Source organism: Aequorivita nionensis, assembly GCF_046352995.1.
Classification (GTDB): Bacteria; Bacteroidota; Bacteroidia; order Flavobacteriales; family Flavobacteriaceae; genus Aequorivita; species Aequorivita nionensis.
In genome coordinates this window covers 2,769,610-2,785,903 of record NZ_CP130281.1, presented here as the reverse complement: position 1 = coordinate 2,785,903, position 16,294 = coordinate 2,769,610, and the positions used below count along the sequence as shown (strand labels likewise).

Sequence of the window (16,294 nt, the reverse complement as noted above, 5' to 3'; positions counted from 1 at the left end):
CTAATTTAATAAATTATTCTTTTTTAATCAAAGGCTAAACTGTTAAAAACTAACCATTTTAAAAAAATTAGGAATCCAAATCAAAAGTTTCAGAGGGATTATCGTGTGGTTTATAATTAAGCATTCCTTCGCCTTTTGCTATAATTGTTGAAACAGTGGCATCGCCCGTAACATTTACAACGGTACGGAACATATCCAGAATTCTATCAACTGGAAAGATAATAGCTATCCAAGCAGGGTTCAATCCAACTGATTCTAAAACGATGATAAGCATTACCAAGCCCGCACTTGGCACAGCCGCCGAACCTATGGATGCTAAAGTAGCCGTTAATACTATTGTTAATTGCTGCCCCATCGTTAAATCAATCATATGTAATTGCGCAAGAAATACAACCGCTACAGCTTGGTATAAGCAGGTTCCGTCCATATTTACCGTAGCACCAATCGGTAGAACGAAGCTGGTTATTTTTTTGTCAACCCCAAGATTTTCTTCTACACATTCCATTGTAACAGGAAGTGTTGCCGCACTACTTGAAGTTGAAAAAGCCAACGTTTGTGCAGGTGCCATTGCTTTAAAAAAGCCTTTATAGGGAATGATTTTCACAAAAAGTTTCATCAATAAAGGATAGACAATAAAAATCATCAGCATTAATCCTATAAATACGGTAAGGGAATACCAGCTTAGCCCTTTAAAAATTTCATATACTTTGCCAATATCATCTCCAGCCATCCTGCTTACAACACCTGCCAATAGTGCAAATACGAAGAAAGGCGCTGCTTGCATCACTAAATCTACCATTTTAAGGAAAACTTCCATTGCGCTATCCATAAAGGAGGTGACTGGATGCGATTTTTCGTTGGGAATAAGTAAAAGGCAAACTCCAAAAAATATTCCGAAGAAAATAATCTGAAGCATCAATCCATTGTTTGTAAGTGAAAAGAAAAAGTTTTCAGGAACCAAATCTACCAATGGCTGTAAAGGCGTTGACTCTTTTGTTTGCTCAGCTGTCTGCATTTTTTCGGTTACAGAGGCATCTTTCAGCTCACCTTTTGAGAGGTCTGTAATTTTTTGAGCACGCTCAAAAAAAGCGGGATCCTGCAAGTAATTTATTCCATCTTTAACTGGGTGACCTTCTGATGCTGCCCAGATTTCATAGCTTATCCGGTTGTCTATTCTACTTTGTTCATCAATAAGTTTTCCTGGTTTTATTGCATTTACCAAAACCAAACCCAAACTCACAGCAAAGAGTGTAGTAATCAAATATGCAAACAGCGTCTTCCCTCCCATTCTTCCTAAACTGGATGGGTCGCCAATGTTTGCCACACCGCTAATTATTGACACCAAAACCAACGGCACTGCTATTAATTTTAAAAGATTTATGAAAATTTTTCCAAATGGTGCTATCCAGTCTATCGTAAATTCACTCCAGCCCAATTGGCTGGAAAGCAATGCCCAGATTATTCCTAAAACCAATCCGATAATTATTTTCCAGTGTAGTGCGAGTTTTTTCATGTAAATAGTAAGTTTTTTTAAAGTCTTGAAATTTTGTTTAATAGATAGAAATCGACCAAAACCAATGCAGCCATTGATTCAACAATTGGTACGGCTCTCGGCACAACACAAGGATCGTGACGTCCTTTTCCCTCGGCTTCAGCTTTGTTTCCTTTGCTATCTATGGTGTCCTGTTTTTGCATAATGGTAGCAACAGGTTTAAAGGCTACTTTAAAGTAAATATCTTCGCCATTGCTTATTCCACCTTGAATTCCGCCGCTGTAGTTTGTTTTAGTGCTTCCATCTGCTTCAAAAATATCATTATGTTCGCTTCCTTTCATTTCAGTGCCAGCAAAACCACTTCCGTATTCAAAACCTTTTACGGCATTTATGGAAAGCATCGCTTTGCCCAGTTCGGCGTGGAGCTTGTCAAAAACAGGCTCGCCTAAACCAATGGGAACATTTTGGATAACACAAGTTACAATGCCGCCAATGGTATCACCTTCTTTTCGGATTGATTTTATATAATCTTCCATTTTTGAAGCCATTTCGGCATGTGGGCAACGGACGGGATTTTTTTCAATTTCTGAAAAGTCAAGTTCTGAATAATTCTTTTTGAGTTCCATTTCGCCTACGGAAGAAACGTATGCAGTAATTTTTATATCTTTTAGTAATTGTTTTGCGATAGCACCGGCAACTACCCTACAAGCAGTTTCACGGGCAGAAGAACGGCCACCGCCGCGATAGTCGCGAATTCCGTATTTTTTATCATAGGTATAATCAGCGTGTGAAGGACGGTAAATGTCTTTAATATGGCTATAATCCTTACTTTTTTGATCGGTATTTTCAATAATAAAACCAATGGGTGTGCCTGTAGTTTTCCCTTCAAATATTCCTGAAAGAAATTTCACTTCGTCTTCTTCTTTTCGTTGGGTTACTATGGCAGATTGGCCAGGTTTGCGACGTTGCATTTCTGCATTTATAGCTTTGAAATCGAGGAAAATTCCTGCAGGACAACCGTCTATAATTCCGCCAATGGCATCACCGTGTGATTCTCCAAAGGTGGAAAGTTTAAAAATTCTTCCGAAGGAATTGCCCGCCATAGGTGTGTTTTCAACAAATGTAAACTTTCGGATTTAATAATTCAAGATTCACGGTTTAAAATTCAGGATTCACGATTTCGCGTTCAAAATTCTGCTTATGCCAATTGAAATGGACGGAAACGTAAGGTGAGCCGAACGAGAATGAATCAAATCTGTAAAAATTCACAATCAATAAACCTGCATCCCTATTTGAAGCGGTTCAGAATTAGGCGCTAGTGGCTTATTCTTAAAATCATCGAGGTCTTTATCAATCTTTAACCCTTCTTTCTCTATTGCATCAATTTTTCTTTCAGTTTTTTCAATCCATTTTATTACTTGTGCACCTCCAATTAAATGGCTGGTAGGCAAAGGCTCTCCCATCTTTTTTAGTATCATTCCAACGGGGCAGTTTACTTTATCTTGGAGTTTTATGAAATTGGCCAATAAATTTGCATAAGGTGTTATCAGGGAGCCCACGCCCCCTCTTGGTTGCATCCATCCCACTAAATAAAGTCCCTTGTAGGTATCGTACATACTAAAACCGTAAACCTTTACATGTGCTTTTTCAACCCTGCAAAGTTCTTTTGGAAGAAAAGGGAAAGCTGTCTTGAAACCGGTTGCGTAAACAATGGTGTCAACATCCTCTCTACTGCCATCTTCAAATTCTACTTGATTTCCTAAAAATCTTTTTACGGCACCTTTAATTATGGTCCTTCCGTGCTTCACGTGCATAAGGGTTTCGGTATTCACCGTAGGATGCCTATCGAAAACCTTCGATTCTGGTTTGGGCAGTCCGTATTCCTTGTGGCTCCCAATAGTAAGTTTAAGCATCATTTTTATTAAACTTTCCCTGAGCCAATCGGGTATGGGTGGCACTTTTAAAGATGCAAGGGGTTTCCCCATAAACGTTTTTGGGAAGATCCAAATACCACGGCGAACACTCAAAAAGTTTTTGGAACTTACCCGGGCTGACTCTGAAGCAATATCAAAGGCCGAATTTCCAGCGCCAATTACAAGAACCCTCTTGTCTTTTAACTGATCAGACGACTTGTAATCTTTGGAATGAAAGGTCTCGCCTGTGAAACTACCTTCATACTTTGGAAAATTTTTGCTCCAATGGTGGCCATTGCAAACTATTACTCCTTTGTAAGTTTTAATCGTTTTATCTGAAAAGGTTACTTCCCATAAATTATCAATTATTGGATTAATGCGTATTACTTTAGTGTTGAATTGAATGGACTCCGCTAATCTATAATGCGAGGCATAGCTTTGATAATACGCCAGCATTTGCCCACTACTCGGAAAATCTGGATAATCCTCAGGCATTTTAAAGTCGGGATATTCCATTACTTTTCTTGCAGAAAGAATATGAGCAGATTTATAGGTGCCGTGATACCAATTGCCACCAACAGCATCATCGGCATCTACTTGATGGTATGGAATTCCAGCCTCTTTGAAAGATTTTGCAACAGCTAAACCAACGGGCCCTGCGCCAATTATTAAATGGTGATTATCTAATTTTTTATTTATCATAATTTATTCATTTTGATCTTAGATCACTTCAATTAAATAATCCTTTAATCTTGACAATTGTTGGTTTGTAAAATACAAAGGTTTTCCAAATTCAATCAGCATTTAAGTTTTTATTAAATAAAAAAAATAGGAGGAGGATATTAAAGCCCTTAATCTTTTATAAACATTTGAAACATCAAATAACCATAAAGCCAAATAATAGTAACATTGACATAAAGTCTTTCCTTTATAAAATTTAGAAATTTGTATAGAAAATATATGCTTTTGAAAAGAAATGTTGAAATTGTTGTGATATCTGATGTCCATTTAGGGACTTACGGCTGTCACGCCAAAGAGCTTCTCCATTACTTAAATTCTGTAAAGCCGAAAAAAATAATTTTGAACGGTGATATAATAGACATTTGGCAATTCCGAAAGCGTTATTTTCCAAAAGCACATCTTTTAATAATTAAAAAACTTTTGTCCCTTGCCGCAAAAGGCACAAAAGTGTATTACATCACCGGAAACCATGATGAAAAATTGCGAAGGTTTAGCAATACAAAGATGGGCAATATTCAAATTATTGATAAGCTTTTACTAAACATTGACGGAAAAAAAGCGTGGTTTTTTCACGGAGATGTTTTTGATGCATCCGTACAGCATGCAAAATGGATTGCAAAACTTGGAGGTTGGGGTTATGATCTATTGATTCTTTTCAACAGGTTTGTAAATTATTTATTGGAGAAAGCAGGTCGTGAAAAATATTCACTCTCAAAAAAAATCAAAAACAGTGTAAAATCTGCCGTAAAATTCATAGACAATTTTGAAAAAACCGCCACCGATTTGGCAATTGACAATGATTTTCAATATGTAGTATGTGGCCATATCCATCAGCCGTGCATTAAAAAAATTGAGACAGATAAAGGAAGTTGCCAATATTTAAATAGTGGTGATTGGATAGAAAATCTTACAGCTTTGGAATATAATAACGAACATTGGAAATTATATTCCTATCACAATCCACAACAAATCTTTTTACCAGAAGAAATTTTGCTTGAAGATGAATCAGAAGGATTTGAGAACATGGTTGCGGCAATGAAAGCCTTTAAGTCCATGCTTTAAATTATATGATTAAAGCACGCTTCAAAATGGTAATTGGATGCAAAGCAATTCTCCCCGTTCCGTCCAAAATTTGATGCCGGCAACTCGTTCCATTGGCCGAAATAAAGGTGTCTTCGGCGGTCTTTCGCACAGCTGGGAATAGCTTCAACTCCCCTATCTTCATACTCACGTCGTAATGTTCCTTTTCATAACCAAAACTGCCCGCCATTCCGCAGCATCCTGAAGTAATGATGGTTGGTTTGTAGTTTTTTGGAAGATTTAAAATATCAAAAGTCACTTTTTGATTGCTCATAGATTTTTGATGACAATGTGTATGGATTTTAATCTGTTTCTCATCTAAAGTAAACTGTGATTCGGAAATATTGCCATTCTCAATTTCTGCGGCTAAAAACTCCTCAATTAAAAAAGTGTGTTTTGAAATATGTTTTGCGGAAGGTTTATCATCTGCCAAACGAAGATATTCATCGCGAAATGAAAGAATTGCAGAAGGCTCAATGCCAATCAAAGGAACTTCTTTCGATACTTTTTCTTTTAAAAATAAAACATTACTATTCGTTTCTCTTTTCGCTTCGTCCAATAAGCCTTTTGAAATAAGTGCCCTGCCGCTATCCAGTGTGTCAATTACCGTTACAGTATAACCCAAACCAGTCAAAAGCAAAAAGGAATCGAGAGCTATTTCAGCATCCAAATAATTGCTGAATTCATCAACAAAAAGCAATACATTTTTATTAATTTTTTTTTCAACTGAATATTTTTTAACTATTTGATTTTTATTACTTTGTATTGATTTACTAAAACTTTTGATTGATATTTTTGGCAATGATCTATTTTGATGGATTCCACCGATATTCTTAATCATTTTTGAAGTGAAACCATTCGAAAAAAACCAATTGGAAACCTTCGGAAAGTTAGAAGCCATTTTATTCAGTTTGGTGCTTTTTCCGAAGAGTTTATTTGAAAAACTTACACCGTTCGCTTTGTTGTACTGATATAAAAATTCCGCCTTTGCAGTGCTAATATCCACATTGCTAGGACATTCACTAGCACAGGCCTTACAGCTTAGGCAGAGATCAAAAACTTCTTTTAACTCTTTGGAATTAAATTTATTGGCAGCCTCATTGTTTGTCAAAACCTCCCGCAGTGCATTTGCTCGGGCTCGGGTGGTGTCTTTTTCGTTTTTGGTGGCATGATAGCTGGGACACATTGCTCCTGCTGCTTCGGCTGTTTTTCTGCAATCACCACTGCCGTTGCATTTTTCAGCCAATCGAAGAATACCTTCGGAATCACTGAAATCCATCAATGTTTCTATAATGGGCTCGTCTCTATCTATTTTATATCGAAGCGATTCATCCATTTTAAAAGCATTTACAATCTTCCCAGGGTTAAAGATATTTTGCGGATCGAAAACTGCTTTAATTCGCTTTAAAAGTTCGTAATTCTTTTCACCAATCATCAAAGGAATGAATTCTGCGCGCACAATACCATCACCGTGCTCGCCAGAAAAGGAGCCTTTGTATTTTTTGCAAAGCAAAGCCACATCTGTTGTAATCTTTCTAAAATAGGCTACACCTTCTTTCTCTTTCAAATTGAGTATGGGCCGCAAATGCAACTCGCCTGCGCCTGCGTGTGCATAATAAACAGCTTCTTGGCCATACTTTTCCATTAAGGCAGAAAACTCCTTAATATATTCCGGTAAATCTTCTAAAGAAACCGCCGTGTCTTCAATGCAGGCAACAGCTTTTCGGTCGCCGACCATATTTCCCAATAAGCCCAGTCCTGCTTTTCGGAGTTCAAGTGCCATTTCAATCTCATTGCCCATTAAAACCGGACTGTGATAGGAATGATTTGAAACCTTCAATGATTTCAATAAAGCTTCTACTTGTTTCTTTAAATCTTCTTCTGAATTGCTCTTCAGTTCTAACAATAGAATAGCTTTTGGACTTCCTTTTACAAAAAAGCGATAAGGTTTGTATGTTTTGCTTTTTTTGGTACAATCCAAAATCACGCTGTCCATCATTTCGCAAGTGTGCAAATTGTGCTGCATTGCAATAATAACATCACTCAAACAAGCTTCGAGTGTATCATAATGAGTTGCAACCATTGCCGTGTATTGTGGTGGCAAAGGGTCTAATTGAAGTGTAATTTCAGTTGTAAAGGCTAGTGTTCCCTCACTTCCGCAGAGCAATTTGCACAGATTGATTTTTTCATTAAAATCACCAAAAACTGAAGTTTCAAGCAGACTGTCAACTGCATAACCTGTATTTCTTCGGTGTATTTCTGGTTTAGGGAATTCTTTTTGAATTTCTTGCCGTGTTTCTTCAGAAATCAATTCGTTATAAAGAGTCTTGTATATTCTTCCTTCCAAGGAATCCATTTGCGTTTTATACAGAAAATCTTCTTTTGAAAGTGGTTCGAAAAAAACCTCTTTGCCATCAGAAAGAACTGTTTTTAGTTTTAAAACCTTGTCTCGCGTAACGCCGTATTGAATGGAAGTTGTGCCACTACTGTTGTTCCCAACCATTCCTCCAATCATGCAGCGGTTACTGGTTGATGTATTGGGGCCAAAAAAAAGATTGAACGGTTTTAGATATGTGTTCAATTCATCCCTAATAACTCCCGGTTGAAGAGTTACGGTTCTTTTTTCAGTATCTAAAGAAATTATTTTGGTGAAATGTTTTGAAACATCCACAACAATGCCGTTACCCACACATTGGCCAGCAAGTGAAGTACCCGCCGTGCGTGGAATTAATGATATTCCATTTGTTTCAGCGAAAGTAACAAGTTGTTTAATTCCGCGTTCATTTAGTGGATAAGCCACTGCCTTCGGAATTTTTCGATAAACCGAAGCATCGGTTGCATACATTGAAGTATGGAGGGAATCTGTGAAAAACTCACCATTAAAAATCTTTTGAAAATCTTGAAATTGCTTTTCCATGTGCTGCACTGTAAATGTAGAAAATTCCTTAACAAAAGTTTGTAAATTTTAAGGATAGGATTGGCACCTTCTTAACTATGGCATCTTTATAATACGGCTATTTTTACAACGTTTATAACTAAAAGAAAAATTATGAAAAAATCAATCTTATTACTATTGCTAATTGTTGGAATTGGCTCGCAAGCCAACGCCCAAGAAATTTCAAAAAACGCCATCGGTATTCGTCTTAGCGAAAGTGACGGTTTTGGTCCCGAAGTGAATTATCAACGAGCAGTTGGTGATAATAATCGCTTGGAACTTGGTTTGGCTTTTCACAGTAAAAGGTATTGGGACACTGCAAAGCTCACTGGAATTTACCAATGGGTTTGGAATATTGATGGCGGATTCAATTGGTATGCGGGCCCCGGCTTGGGTGCAGGAATTGTTAGTTATGACAATAAGCATAAGGACTATCCTTATGATGATAGATATGATGGTTCAGAAGCTTTTGCCTTTTTAACAGGCGATGTTGGTATAGAGTATAGTTTTGATTTCCCATTACTTGTCTCCTTTGATTTCCGTCCTCAAGCAAATTTGGGTTATAGAGATGACGTGAGTTTTGATGTAGGTTTAAGTGCGCGTTATCAATTTTAGAAAGTTATTAGTGTATTGATTCGAAGGAAATGCCCCACGTTAAAAGGGGCATTTCCCTTTTTAAAAAACAGGGAAAACCCTGTTTTTTATTTGAGCTTTTAATTGCAATTTTATAGTTTTCAATAAGATATACTATGGAAAAGCATTATGTAGATATACATTGCCATCCCTCATTAAAACCTTTCAGCAAAAGCTTTAAATATCAGCCTACAAAACAAAATGCGCTGGACCCTAATCGGAAAAATTCTATTTGGCATTATAGTCCACCAAATTTTCTCGAAAAGTTTGTTAATCGTTTGATAACGCTTACAAAGTTTTCACAAACCGATCTCACGGCGGTCGCAAAATCTCAATCCAAAGTTATTGTTGTTGCCCTTTATCCTTTTGAAAAGCATTTTTTCGGAAAAGAAATTTTAGGAATAAAAGGAGTTACCGATGTTTTGATAAACTTTGCGGCAAGCATCAGTCAATCAAAGATGGATTATATCCGCAGTAATAACGATTATTTTGTGGATTTGATGGATGAGTATAATTATTATCAACAACTTCACGATCAGTTTGAAAACATTGATGGAAAAACTTACACCTATCGTTTGGTTAGAAATTTTCAGGATATTGAAAATAATTTTTCCGAAGAAACAGATTCTAAAAAAATAATAAATATTATAATTTCCATTGAAGGCGGTCATAGTTTCAATACGGGCATAGACATGAATAAAGATATGGCCAGCCGTTCCGAAGTTTTAGGAAATATAAAAGTCATTAAAAACTGGGAACACAGACCAATGTTCCTTACACTAGCCCATCATTTTTATAATGAACTTTGTGGCCATGCTAAAAGCATAACGATTGGAATGCTAGAAAAAAATCAAAACAGAGGATTGAATTCTGGTATTACCGAGCTGGGTTTTGAAGTAATTGATCTTTTACTTGATAACACCGATGGAAAAAGAATCCCGATTGATGTAAAACACATGAGTACGGCTTCCCGAAAAACTTATTACAATTTACTTGATACAAAATACGCTTCCGAAAAAATTCCAATTATAGCCAGTCATGCAGCTTGCAATGGCAAACATTCCATCGTGCAATGGGACCAAGCCAATTTCAACGAACAAAGTGAATGGTTTTGCGATACCGACATCAATTTTTATGATAGTGAATTGATACGGATTGCAAAAAGCAATGGGATTTTCGGGATACAGTTAGACGAAAGACGTATTGGCAGCAACAAAGCTATTTCAGAAAGTAAAATGATTTTTCCAAACAAAAGAAAACAGCTTAAAAAGAAGGCACTGTTGGTTTGGAGGCAAGTACAACATATAGCTGAAGTGCTCGACAAAGAGGGACTATTCTGTTGGGGAATACAAAGTATTGGCAGTGATTTTGACGGAATTGTGAATCCAATAAATGGTCTTTGGACTGCCGAAAACATGAAAGACCTTGCTGAAGAAATGTTGAATCACGCCGAAGATTACCTTTCAAAAAACCTTATTAGGCTCAATGATTTCAACAGAATAAACGCTGAAACCATTATTGAAAGAGTGATGCACGATAATGCAATGGAATTTATTAAAAAGAATTATTGAAAATTACCGATGATTTGTTTTATAAATAGCCTCTTTATATAATTTTTCATATAAAGGCACAATTTTCTCAGTGTCATATATCATTGCAGCTTCAATGGCCTGTTTTTTGAACTTTGCAAGTTCTTCATCAGATTTTAAAATCTTTATTGCGTTTTCTGCCATTTCCTCAACATTACCCACATCGCTCAAAAAACCGCTTACCCCCTGAATATTTACTTCTGGCAAGCCACCCGTGTTGCTAGATATTACAGGAACTCCGCAAGCCATTGCTTCCAAAGCAGCAAGCCCAAAGCTTTCTTTTTCAGAAGGAAGGATAAATAGATCTGTAAAACAAAGGATTTTATCAACTTCGTTGCTATTGCCTACAAAGAGAACTTTTTCCTCAATCCCCTTTTTGGCACATAGAATTTCACATTCTTCACGTTCGGGGCCTTCACCAACGATAATTAGCTTTGAAGGAATTTTTTTCTGAATACGATCAAAAACCTCAATTACATCCTTTACACGTTTTACCTTGCGAAGATTACTGACGTGTGTGATTATTCGTTCACCTTTTTCCGCCATCATATCGCGTTCACAATCGGTAAAAGGATTGATTTTTTTAGGAATATCAATAAAATTTGGAACCACGTGAATTTCCTTTTTAATATCAAAAAGTTGAAGTGTATCATCCTTTAAGCTCTGTGAAACTGAAGTCACAACATCACTATTGTTTATACTGAAAGTAACTGCAGTCTTATAAAAGGGATGACTTCCAACAAGCGTAATATCAGTGCCGTGAAGCGTTGTAACCATTGGAATATAAATGTTTTCTTCTTCCAGCATTTTCTTCGCCATGTAACCTGCATAAGCGTGTGGAATAGCGTAATGCACATGCAGCACTTCTATTTTATGGAGTTTAACCATATCTACCAATTTACTGGAAAGGGCAAGCTCATAAGGCTGATAATGAAACAATGGGTATTCTGGAACAGAAACTTCATGGAAGTGAATGTTTTTTGAAAGCAACTCCAATCTGACAGGTTGTTTATAGGTAATGAAATGCACTTCGTGACCGTTTTCGGCAAGTGACAAACCTAACTCTGTGGCCACTACTCCACTTCCCCCGAAGGTTGGATAACACACTATTGCTATTTTCATTTTTTAAGTTTCAGGTTCAAAGTTTCAAGTTTTATAATATTCTGAAATTCAATAATCAATTGCCTCATAAATGGCTTCTTGAATTTTACTGCGCAAATCGCTCTTTATCAATTTTCGGTTTTCTGGATCGGGAAAGGTTCGGTTTGATAAAAATACATAAACAATTTCCTGTTCAGGGTCTGCCCACGCGAATGTTCCTGTAAATCCACTATGCCCAAAGCTGGTCATTGAAACACAACCACAAGTTGGACCAGAAGTTCCTAATTGCGGTTTGTCAAAACCAACGCCACGTCTCACGTTTTCATCACAGTAATAACAGGTATTAAAAAGATCCAATATTTCTGGATTGAAATATCGTTTACCGCCATAAAAACCTTTCCAAAGATACATCTGCATTATTTTTGCAACATCATTGCTATTACTAAACAATCCAGCGTGTCCACTAACGCCACCAAGCATTGCCGCCCCTTGGTCGTTGACATAACCCTGAACTTTCTGTTTTCTGAAAATATCATCTTGTTCAGTAGGCGGAATATTGTCTTTAGAAAACTTATCTAACGGATGGTATAATGTGTAATTGGCACCCAAAGATTCATAAAGATTTTCTTGAACAATCAGTTCCATTGGTTTGCCAAATTTCCTTTCAAAATATTGTTTCAAAATGTAATATGGCAGATCGCTGTATTTGTATTCCAGTCTAGGGTTCAAATCACTTTCACGAATATCCTTGTATATGGTATCTATATAATCCCTTCGCATATAAAGGTTTTCCGCCACTTGCACGTTAAAATCCTTTCCTGGAATATCGGAATAATATTTTGTGGAAACCCCTGTTTTTTCTTCATTATAAGTATGCCTGTAAAAAGGAATCCAAGCCTTAAAACGCGCGTAATGCGAAAGCATTTGTTTTAAAGTTACATCTGCTTTGTTTGAGTTTTTATATTCTGGAAGCATTTCTGAGAGCTTCGTGTTCAGACTTAGCTCTTTTTTATTTACCAATTCCATCACTAATGGCAGGCTTGCCAAAATTTTTGTCAATGAAGCAAGATCATATACAGTGGAGTCTCGGACTTCTTGTTTTTTATCGTATTCGTGGAAGCCGAAATTTTTCTGATAAATAATCTTTCCTTTTCGTGCCACTAAAATTTGTGCTCCAGGATACATTCCTTCACGAATACCCATATTTGCAAGTGAATCTATTTTTTTCAACTTATAGCTGTTCACTCCCACACTTTCTGGGGTTCCGTATTGCAATCTTCTTAATGACTTTGTTTGCAAAAAAGTATTCAACGGAAAGTCTTCGCCCAATGAAACTGGCAATTTACCCTTTGCCTCACGTGCCCCAAAAATTAGTTGTGCAGAAAGTTGCTGCGAAATCTTACTATTTTGATAAGACATGACTATTCCTTCAAAATTGGCTGTGGTTTTTAAATCCAACATAGCATAAGGTCTCGCAAAAACATCCAGAATTACAGTATTTGTACGCGCAATTTCATAAAGCCAAACAAGTTCGTTTTCCGAAAATTGAAACTTTTTCCAAGGATTTTCATTGCTTTTATGAAAGCCAATAATCACGTAATTATACTCCTTTAATTTCTGGACATAATCATCCAAACTGTTCGCCTTAACCCATTCTACGTTACCGTATTTTTTTAATTCATTTAAAAAATCTTCTCCCGAATCATCACCAAAATTTACATAGGCAATCTTTTTCTTTTGAAGATCTTTTATGGGGAGAATTGCACGGTCGTTTTTAAGGATTGTCAGTGCATTGTCCATTGCCTCTTCGTAAAGTGCATCGTCATTAACAGAGTTTAAATCTTCTACCAAATAAGCCAGGTTCACTGGCTTGTAATGATTTAAACCAACTTTATATTTAGCATAAAGAATTTTCTTAACGGAATATGCCAATCGTTTTTCGGTAATTATTTTTTCATTATAGGAATTGATAAGAAATTCCATCGCCTTTGGAACATCTTCAGAAATCAAAAGAACGTCATTACCTGCCAAAAAAGCTGCCAGTTCAATTTCACCGGGCTTTTTAAAATCTGAAGCACCTTTCATATTTAGGGCATCCGTAAAAATAAGACCATTGAAGCCCATTTCTTTTTTTAGAAGATCTGTAACCACTTTTGAGGAAAGTGATGACGGATAATTCATTTGTGGTTCCAAAGCAGGAATGTTTAAATGTGCAACCATCACACTATTCAAGCCTTGGCTAATCAATTTTTTATAGGGGTATAATTCCAAAGTATCTAAACGCTCCCTTGAAAAATCGACCGTTGGCAACGTTTTGTGGCTATCTGTTTCCGTATCTCCGTGACCGGGAAAATGTTTTGCGCTGCCCATAACTCCTGCGCTTTGCATTCCTTTCATAAAGGCAAGTGCTTTTTCGGTTACATTGTCTCTATCTTCTCCAAAAGAACGATTGCCGATTATTGGATTTTTTGGGTTTGTATTTATATCAACAACTGGCGCAAAGTTTATGTGAACCCCCAAACGCTTGGATTGTTCGCCAATACGCTGTCCAACTTTTTCAACAATTTTATTGTCTGTAATTGCTCCAAGTGTCATATTCCATGGAAAAGCATAGGTAGAATCAAGACGCATGGCTAAACCCCATTCTGCATCCATCCCAATCATTAAAGGGACTTTTGCCAACGATTGAAACTCATTGTTCAGTTTGGCTTGGCGCACTGGGCCACCTTTTGAGAAGATAACTCCTCCTAGATGGTAATTAGAGATTAAATCTTTTATTTTATCTGTTTTGGCCTTTGGGTCGCTACTGAAAATATCTGCCATAAAAAGCTGGCCCATCTTTTCTTCCAAAGACATAGTATCATAGATGCTGTCAACCCATTTCTTTTGGTTTTGGAAATCGTTTTTAAGGATTAATGGATTGTTTTCCTGAGCAATCGTCGGGAAATATATAGATATGAGTATGCAGGCTAGCAAAAATTTCTTCATAGCAATGGAAACGGGATTATGATAAAAAACGATTGTGCCAACTTTCGGTGGCGGGAACTTCCCAATTTTCAAGGTATTCTGCTTTTGTATTTACAAGATTGTTGAAGACGATAGTGTTTTTTGAAACCGATTTGTCCTTTGCCATTTTTCTGAAATCAGCCAAAGGTTTATAAGCTATATATTCACCAGAATAGAAGGTAACGTTCATTTTATCGAGCAAATCCACATCAAATTTTTCTTGCAGCGACTGGATAAAATGTATCGAAGCATCAATGCTACAACCCGATGCCGAAGCATTGGCCTGATTGAGTCCGAGAACAATAAAACGGTTGTATTTTATTTCGAGTCCAGCTTCCAGGTCTGCGCCGTGGGCAGTCCATTTGGTCAAGAAATCATTAGAAAGTTCAGTAATTTCAGCGACTTCATCATCGCTCAATTTTCTATTTGCCTGATATACCCATATTCTGGAATCATCGGGCAGGTTTTTAAAATCTGTCAGCATTATTTATAAATCTTCGGCATTTGCAATCATTTCTGCAACGTCCATTACTTGCACATTATCTTCGGCATTTTTGGCCTTAACACCATCGTTCATCATTACCATACAAAACGGACAACCGGTGGCAATTATTTTAGCAGAAGTTTCTATTGCTTGTTCAGTTCGTGCAACGTTTACATCTTTATCTCCAGCTTCCGGTTCTTTAAACATTTGCGCTCCACCTGCACCACAGCACATACCGTGTTTTTTGTTGCGTTTCATTTCTACCAGTTCAACTTCCAGTTTTTCAAGTACATTTCTGGGAGCTTCATATTCGCCATTAGCTCTACCTAAATAGCAAGGATCGTGAAAAGTGATTTTTTTGCCTTTGAATTTTCCGCCTTCCACCTTCAATTTTCCTTCATCTAATAATGATTTTAGAAATTGGGTGTGGTGCATAATTTCATAAGTGCCGCCAAGCTCGGGATATTCATTCCCAATTGTGTTAAAGCAATGTGGGCAAGCAGTTACAATTTTTTTTATTCCATAACCGTTCAGCACTTCTATATTGGTCATAGCCTGCATTTGGAAAAGAAATTCATTTCCTGCTCTTTTTGCAGGATCGCCGGTACAGCTTTCTTCGGTTCCCAGAACTGCGAAATCTATCTTTGCTTTGTGAAGTAACTTTACAAAGGCTTTGGTTATTTTTTTTGCACGGTCGTCAAAACTCCCTGCGCAACCTACCCAAAAAAGCACTTCGGGTTGTTTGCCTTGGGCCATATATTCGGCCATTGTTGGGACTTTTAGTGGTTCACTCATTTTTTTTAGTTTCAGGTTTCAGGTTCCAGATTTCAAGTTCATAACTTTGGAAGCTGAAGCTTTTAATTTGGAATTTATTTAATCTTCAAATACTTCAATGGTTACTTCTTTTTCCACCAAATCGGTGAATCTTCCTTTGTATCGTGTTGCTCTCACCAAATGGTTGTCCACCCAATGATAATTTCCACCACGGGGTTTTCCCATCAACATAGTGTGGTATTTAAAACCGTGTTTGTTTAGCCAAGTTTCGGTTACTTCGCGATGCGCCTCTGTTCGTGATGTAAAAAAACAGATTATATGTCCTTCATCATACCATTTGTTTAATGTTTTCAACGCATCTGGAAATGGTTCACAAGTAGCCATTCTTTCAGGCTCTTCATTTGGAATATCATCAGTAATGGTTCCGTCAATATCAATCAAGTAGTTTTTTATTCCTTCAGGAAGAATTGGGCTAACGTGTTCGCCCATTTCTACTTTTTCATGTAGCATTTTTTCTACTTCTTCTCTCTTCATTATTATTTCTTT

The 16,294-nt window shown here is 36.9% G+C and carries 12 protein-coding genes; 3 read left to right on the top strand and 9 right to left on the bottom strand.

What is annotated here, in order from left to right; translation table 11 throughout:
• Window positions 1-67: 67 nt before the first annotated feature.
• The 3 genes from Q2U82_RS12740 to Q2U82_RS12730 all read right to left on the bottom strand — a co-directional run bounded on the left by Q2U82_RS12740 (window position 68) and on the right by Q2U82_RS12730 (window position 4,107).
• Window positions 68-1,513 carry a dicarboxylate/amino acid:cation symporter gene (locus Q2U82_RS12740; protein ID WP_410005235.1) on the bottom strand — a complete coding sequence of 482 codons (1,446 nt, stop codon included), beginning with the start codon at window positions 1,511-1,513 and terminating at the stop codon, window positions 68-70.
• A gap of 17 nt (window positions 1,514-1,530) precedes the next feature.
• Window positions 1,531-2,595 carry a chorismate synthase gene (gene aroC / locus Q2U82_RS12735; protein ID WP_410005234.1) on the bottom strand — a complete coding sequence of 355 codons (1,065 nt, stop codon included), beginning with the start codon at window positions 2,593-2,595 and terminating at the stop codon, window positions 1,531-1,533.
• Between the two features lie 168 nt (window positions 2,596-2,763).
• Complete coding sequence (locus tag Q2U82_RS12730; RefSeq protein ID WP_410005233.1) at window positions 2,764-4,107, bottom strand: flavin-containing monooxygenase; 1,344 nt, start codon at window positions 4,105-4,107, stop codon at window positions 2,764-2,766.
• A 258-nt stretch (window positions 4,108-4,365) separates the two neighbouring features.
• Between Q2U82_RS12730 and Q2U82_RS12725 the strand changes: the two genes are divergently transcribed.
• Complete coding sequence (locus tag Q2U82_RS12725; protein ID WP_410005232.1) at window positions 4,366-5,208, top strand: UDP-2,3-diacylglucosamine diphosphatase; 843 nt, start codon at window positions 4,366-4,368, stop codon at window positions 5,206-5,208.
• A 1-nt stretch (window position 5,209) separates the two neighbouring features.
• Here the strand turns inward: Q2U82_RS12725 and Q2U82_RS12720 are convergent, their stop codons facing one another.
• Complete coding sequence (locus tag Q2U82_RS12720) at window positions 5,210-8,143, bottom strand: FAD-binding and (Fe-S)-binding domain-containing protein (protein ID WP_410005231.1); 2,934 nt, start codon at window positions 8,141-8,143, stop codon at window positions 5,210-5,212.
• A gap of 132 nt (window positions 8,144-8,275) precedes the next feature.
• On the opposite strand from Q2U82_RS12720, the gene Q2U82_RS12715 reads away from it, so the two are divergent.
• A complete protein-coding gene (locus Q2U82_RS12715; RefSeq protein WP_410005230.1) occupies window positions 8,276-8,776 on the top strand; it encodes a hypothetical protein in 501 nt (166 codons plus the stop codon).
• Window positions 8,777-8,910: 134 nt separating this feature from the next.
• Complete coding sequence (locus tag Q2U82_RS12710) at window positions 8,911-10,365, top strand: peptidase M19 (protein ID WP_410005229.1); 1,455 nt, start codon at window positions 8,911-8,913, stop codon at window positions 10,363-10,365.
• A gap of 3 nt (window positions 10,366-10,368) precedes the next feature.
• Here Q2U82_RS12710 and bshA read toward each other — a convergent pair whose 3' ends face one another.
• The 5 genes from bshA to Q2U82_RS12685 form a co-directional block, all read right to left on the bottom strand.
• A complete protein-coding gene (gene bshA, locus Q2U82_RS12705) occupies window positions 10,369-11,505 on the bottom strand; it encodes an N-acetyl-alpha-D-glucosaminyl L-malate synthase BshA (RefSeq protein WP_410005228.1) in 1,137 nt (378 codons plus the stop codon).
• Window positions 11,506-11,553: 48 nt separating this feature from the next.
• Complete coding sequence (locus Q2U82_RS12700; protein ID WP_410005227.1) at window positions 11,554-14,472, bottom strand: glycoside hydrolase family 3 N-terminal domain-containing protein; 2,919 nt, start codon at window positions 14,470-14,472, stop codon at window positions 11,554-11,556.
• 16 nt (window positions 14,473-14,488) lie between these two features.
• Window positions 14,489-14,974 carry an ABC transporter ATPase gene (locus tag Q2U82_RS12695; RefSeq protein ID WP_410005226.1) on the bottom strand — a complete coding sequence of 162 codons (486 nt, stop codon included), beginning with the start codon at window positions 14,972-14,974 and terminating at the stop codon, window positions 14,489-14,491.
• Window positions 14,975-14,977: 3 nt separating this feature from the next.
• Window positions 14,978-15,769, bottom strand: a complete 792-nt coding sequence (locus Q2U82_RS12690) for a (Fe-S)-binding protein (protein WP_410005225.1) — start codon at window positions 15,767-15,769, stop codon at window positions 14,978-14,980.
• A 78-nt stretch (window positions 15,770-15,847) separates the two neighbouring features.
• Window positions 15,848-16,282, bottom strand: coding sequence for a phosphoheptose isomerase (locus Q2U82_RS12685; protein ID WP_410005224.1), 435 nt, complete (start codon window positions 16,280-16,282; stop codon window positions 15,848-15,850).
• Window positions 16,283-16,294: the final 12 nt, after the last annotated feature.

What these genes read in the sequence shown, in the direction of transcription:
- Q2U82_RS12740 (WP_410005235.1), bottom strand. Translation starts at nt 1,513, where the DNA reads ATGAAAAAACTCGCACTACACTGGAAAATAATTATCGGATTGGTTTTA.
- aroC (WP_410005234.1), bottom strand. Translation starts at nt 2,595, where the DNA reads ATGGCGGGCAATTCCTTCGGAAGAATTTTTAAACTTTCCACCTTTGGA.
- Q2U82_RS12730 (WP_410005233.1), bottom strand. Translation starts at nt 4,107, where the DNA reads ATGATAAATAAAAAATTAGATAATCACCATTTAATAATTGGCGCAGGG.
- Q2U82_RS12725 (WP_410005232.1), top strand. Translation starts at nt 4,366, where the DNA reads ATGCTTTTGAAAAGAAATGTTGAAATTGTTGTGATATCTGATGTCCAT.
- Q2U82_RS12720 (WP_410005231.1), bottom strand. Translation starts at nt 8,143, where the DNA reads ATGGAAAAGCAATTTCAAGATTTTCAAAAGATTTTTAATGGTGAGTTT.
- Q2U82_RS12715 (WP_410005230.1), top strand. Translation starts at nt 8,276, where the DNA reads ATGAAAAAATCAATCTTATTACTATTGCTAATTGTTGGAATTGGCTCG.
- Q2U82_RS12710 (WP_410005229.1), top strand. Translation starts at nt 8,911, where the DNA reads ATGGAAAAGCATTATGTAGATATACATTGCCATCCCTCATTAAAACCT.
- bshA (WP_410005228.1), bottom strand. Translation starts at nt 11,505, where the DNA reads ATGAAAATAGCAATAGTGTGTTATCCAACCTTCGGGGGAAGTGGAGTA.
- Q2U82_RS12700 (WP_410005227.1), bottom strand. Translation starts at nt 14,472, where the DNA reads ATGAAGAAATTTTTGCTAGCCTGCATACTCATATCTATATATTTCCCG.
- Q2U82_RS12695 (WP_410005226.1), bottom strand. Translation starts at nt 14,974, where the DNA reads ATGCTGACAGATTTTAAAAACCTGCCCGATGATTCCAGAATATGGGTA.
- Q2U82_RS12690 (WP_410005225.1), bottom strand. Translation starts at nt 15,769, where the DNA reads ATGAGTGAACCACTAAAAGTCCCAACAATGGCCGAATATATGGCCCAA.
- Q2U82_RS12685 (WP_410005224.1), bottom strand. Translation starts at nt 16,282, where the DNA reads ATGAAGAGAGAAGAAGTAGAAAAAATGCTACATGAAAAAGTAGAAATG.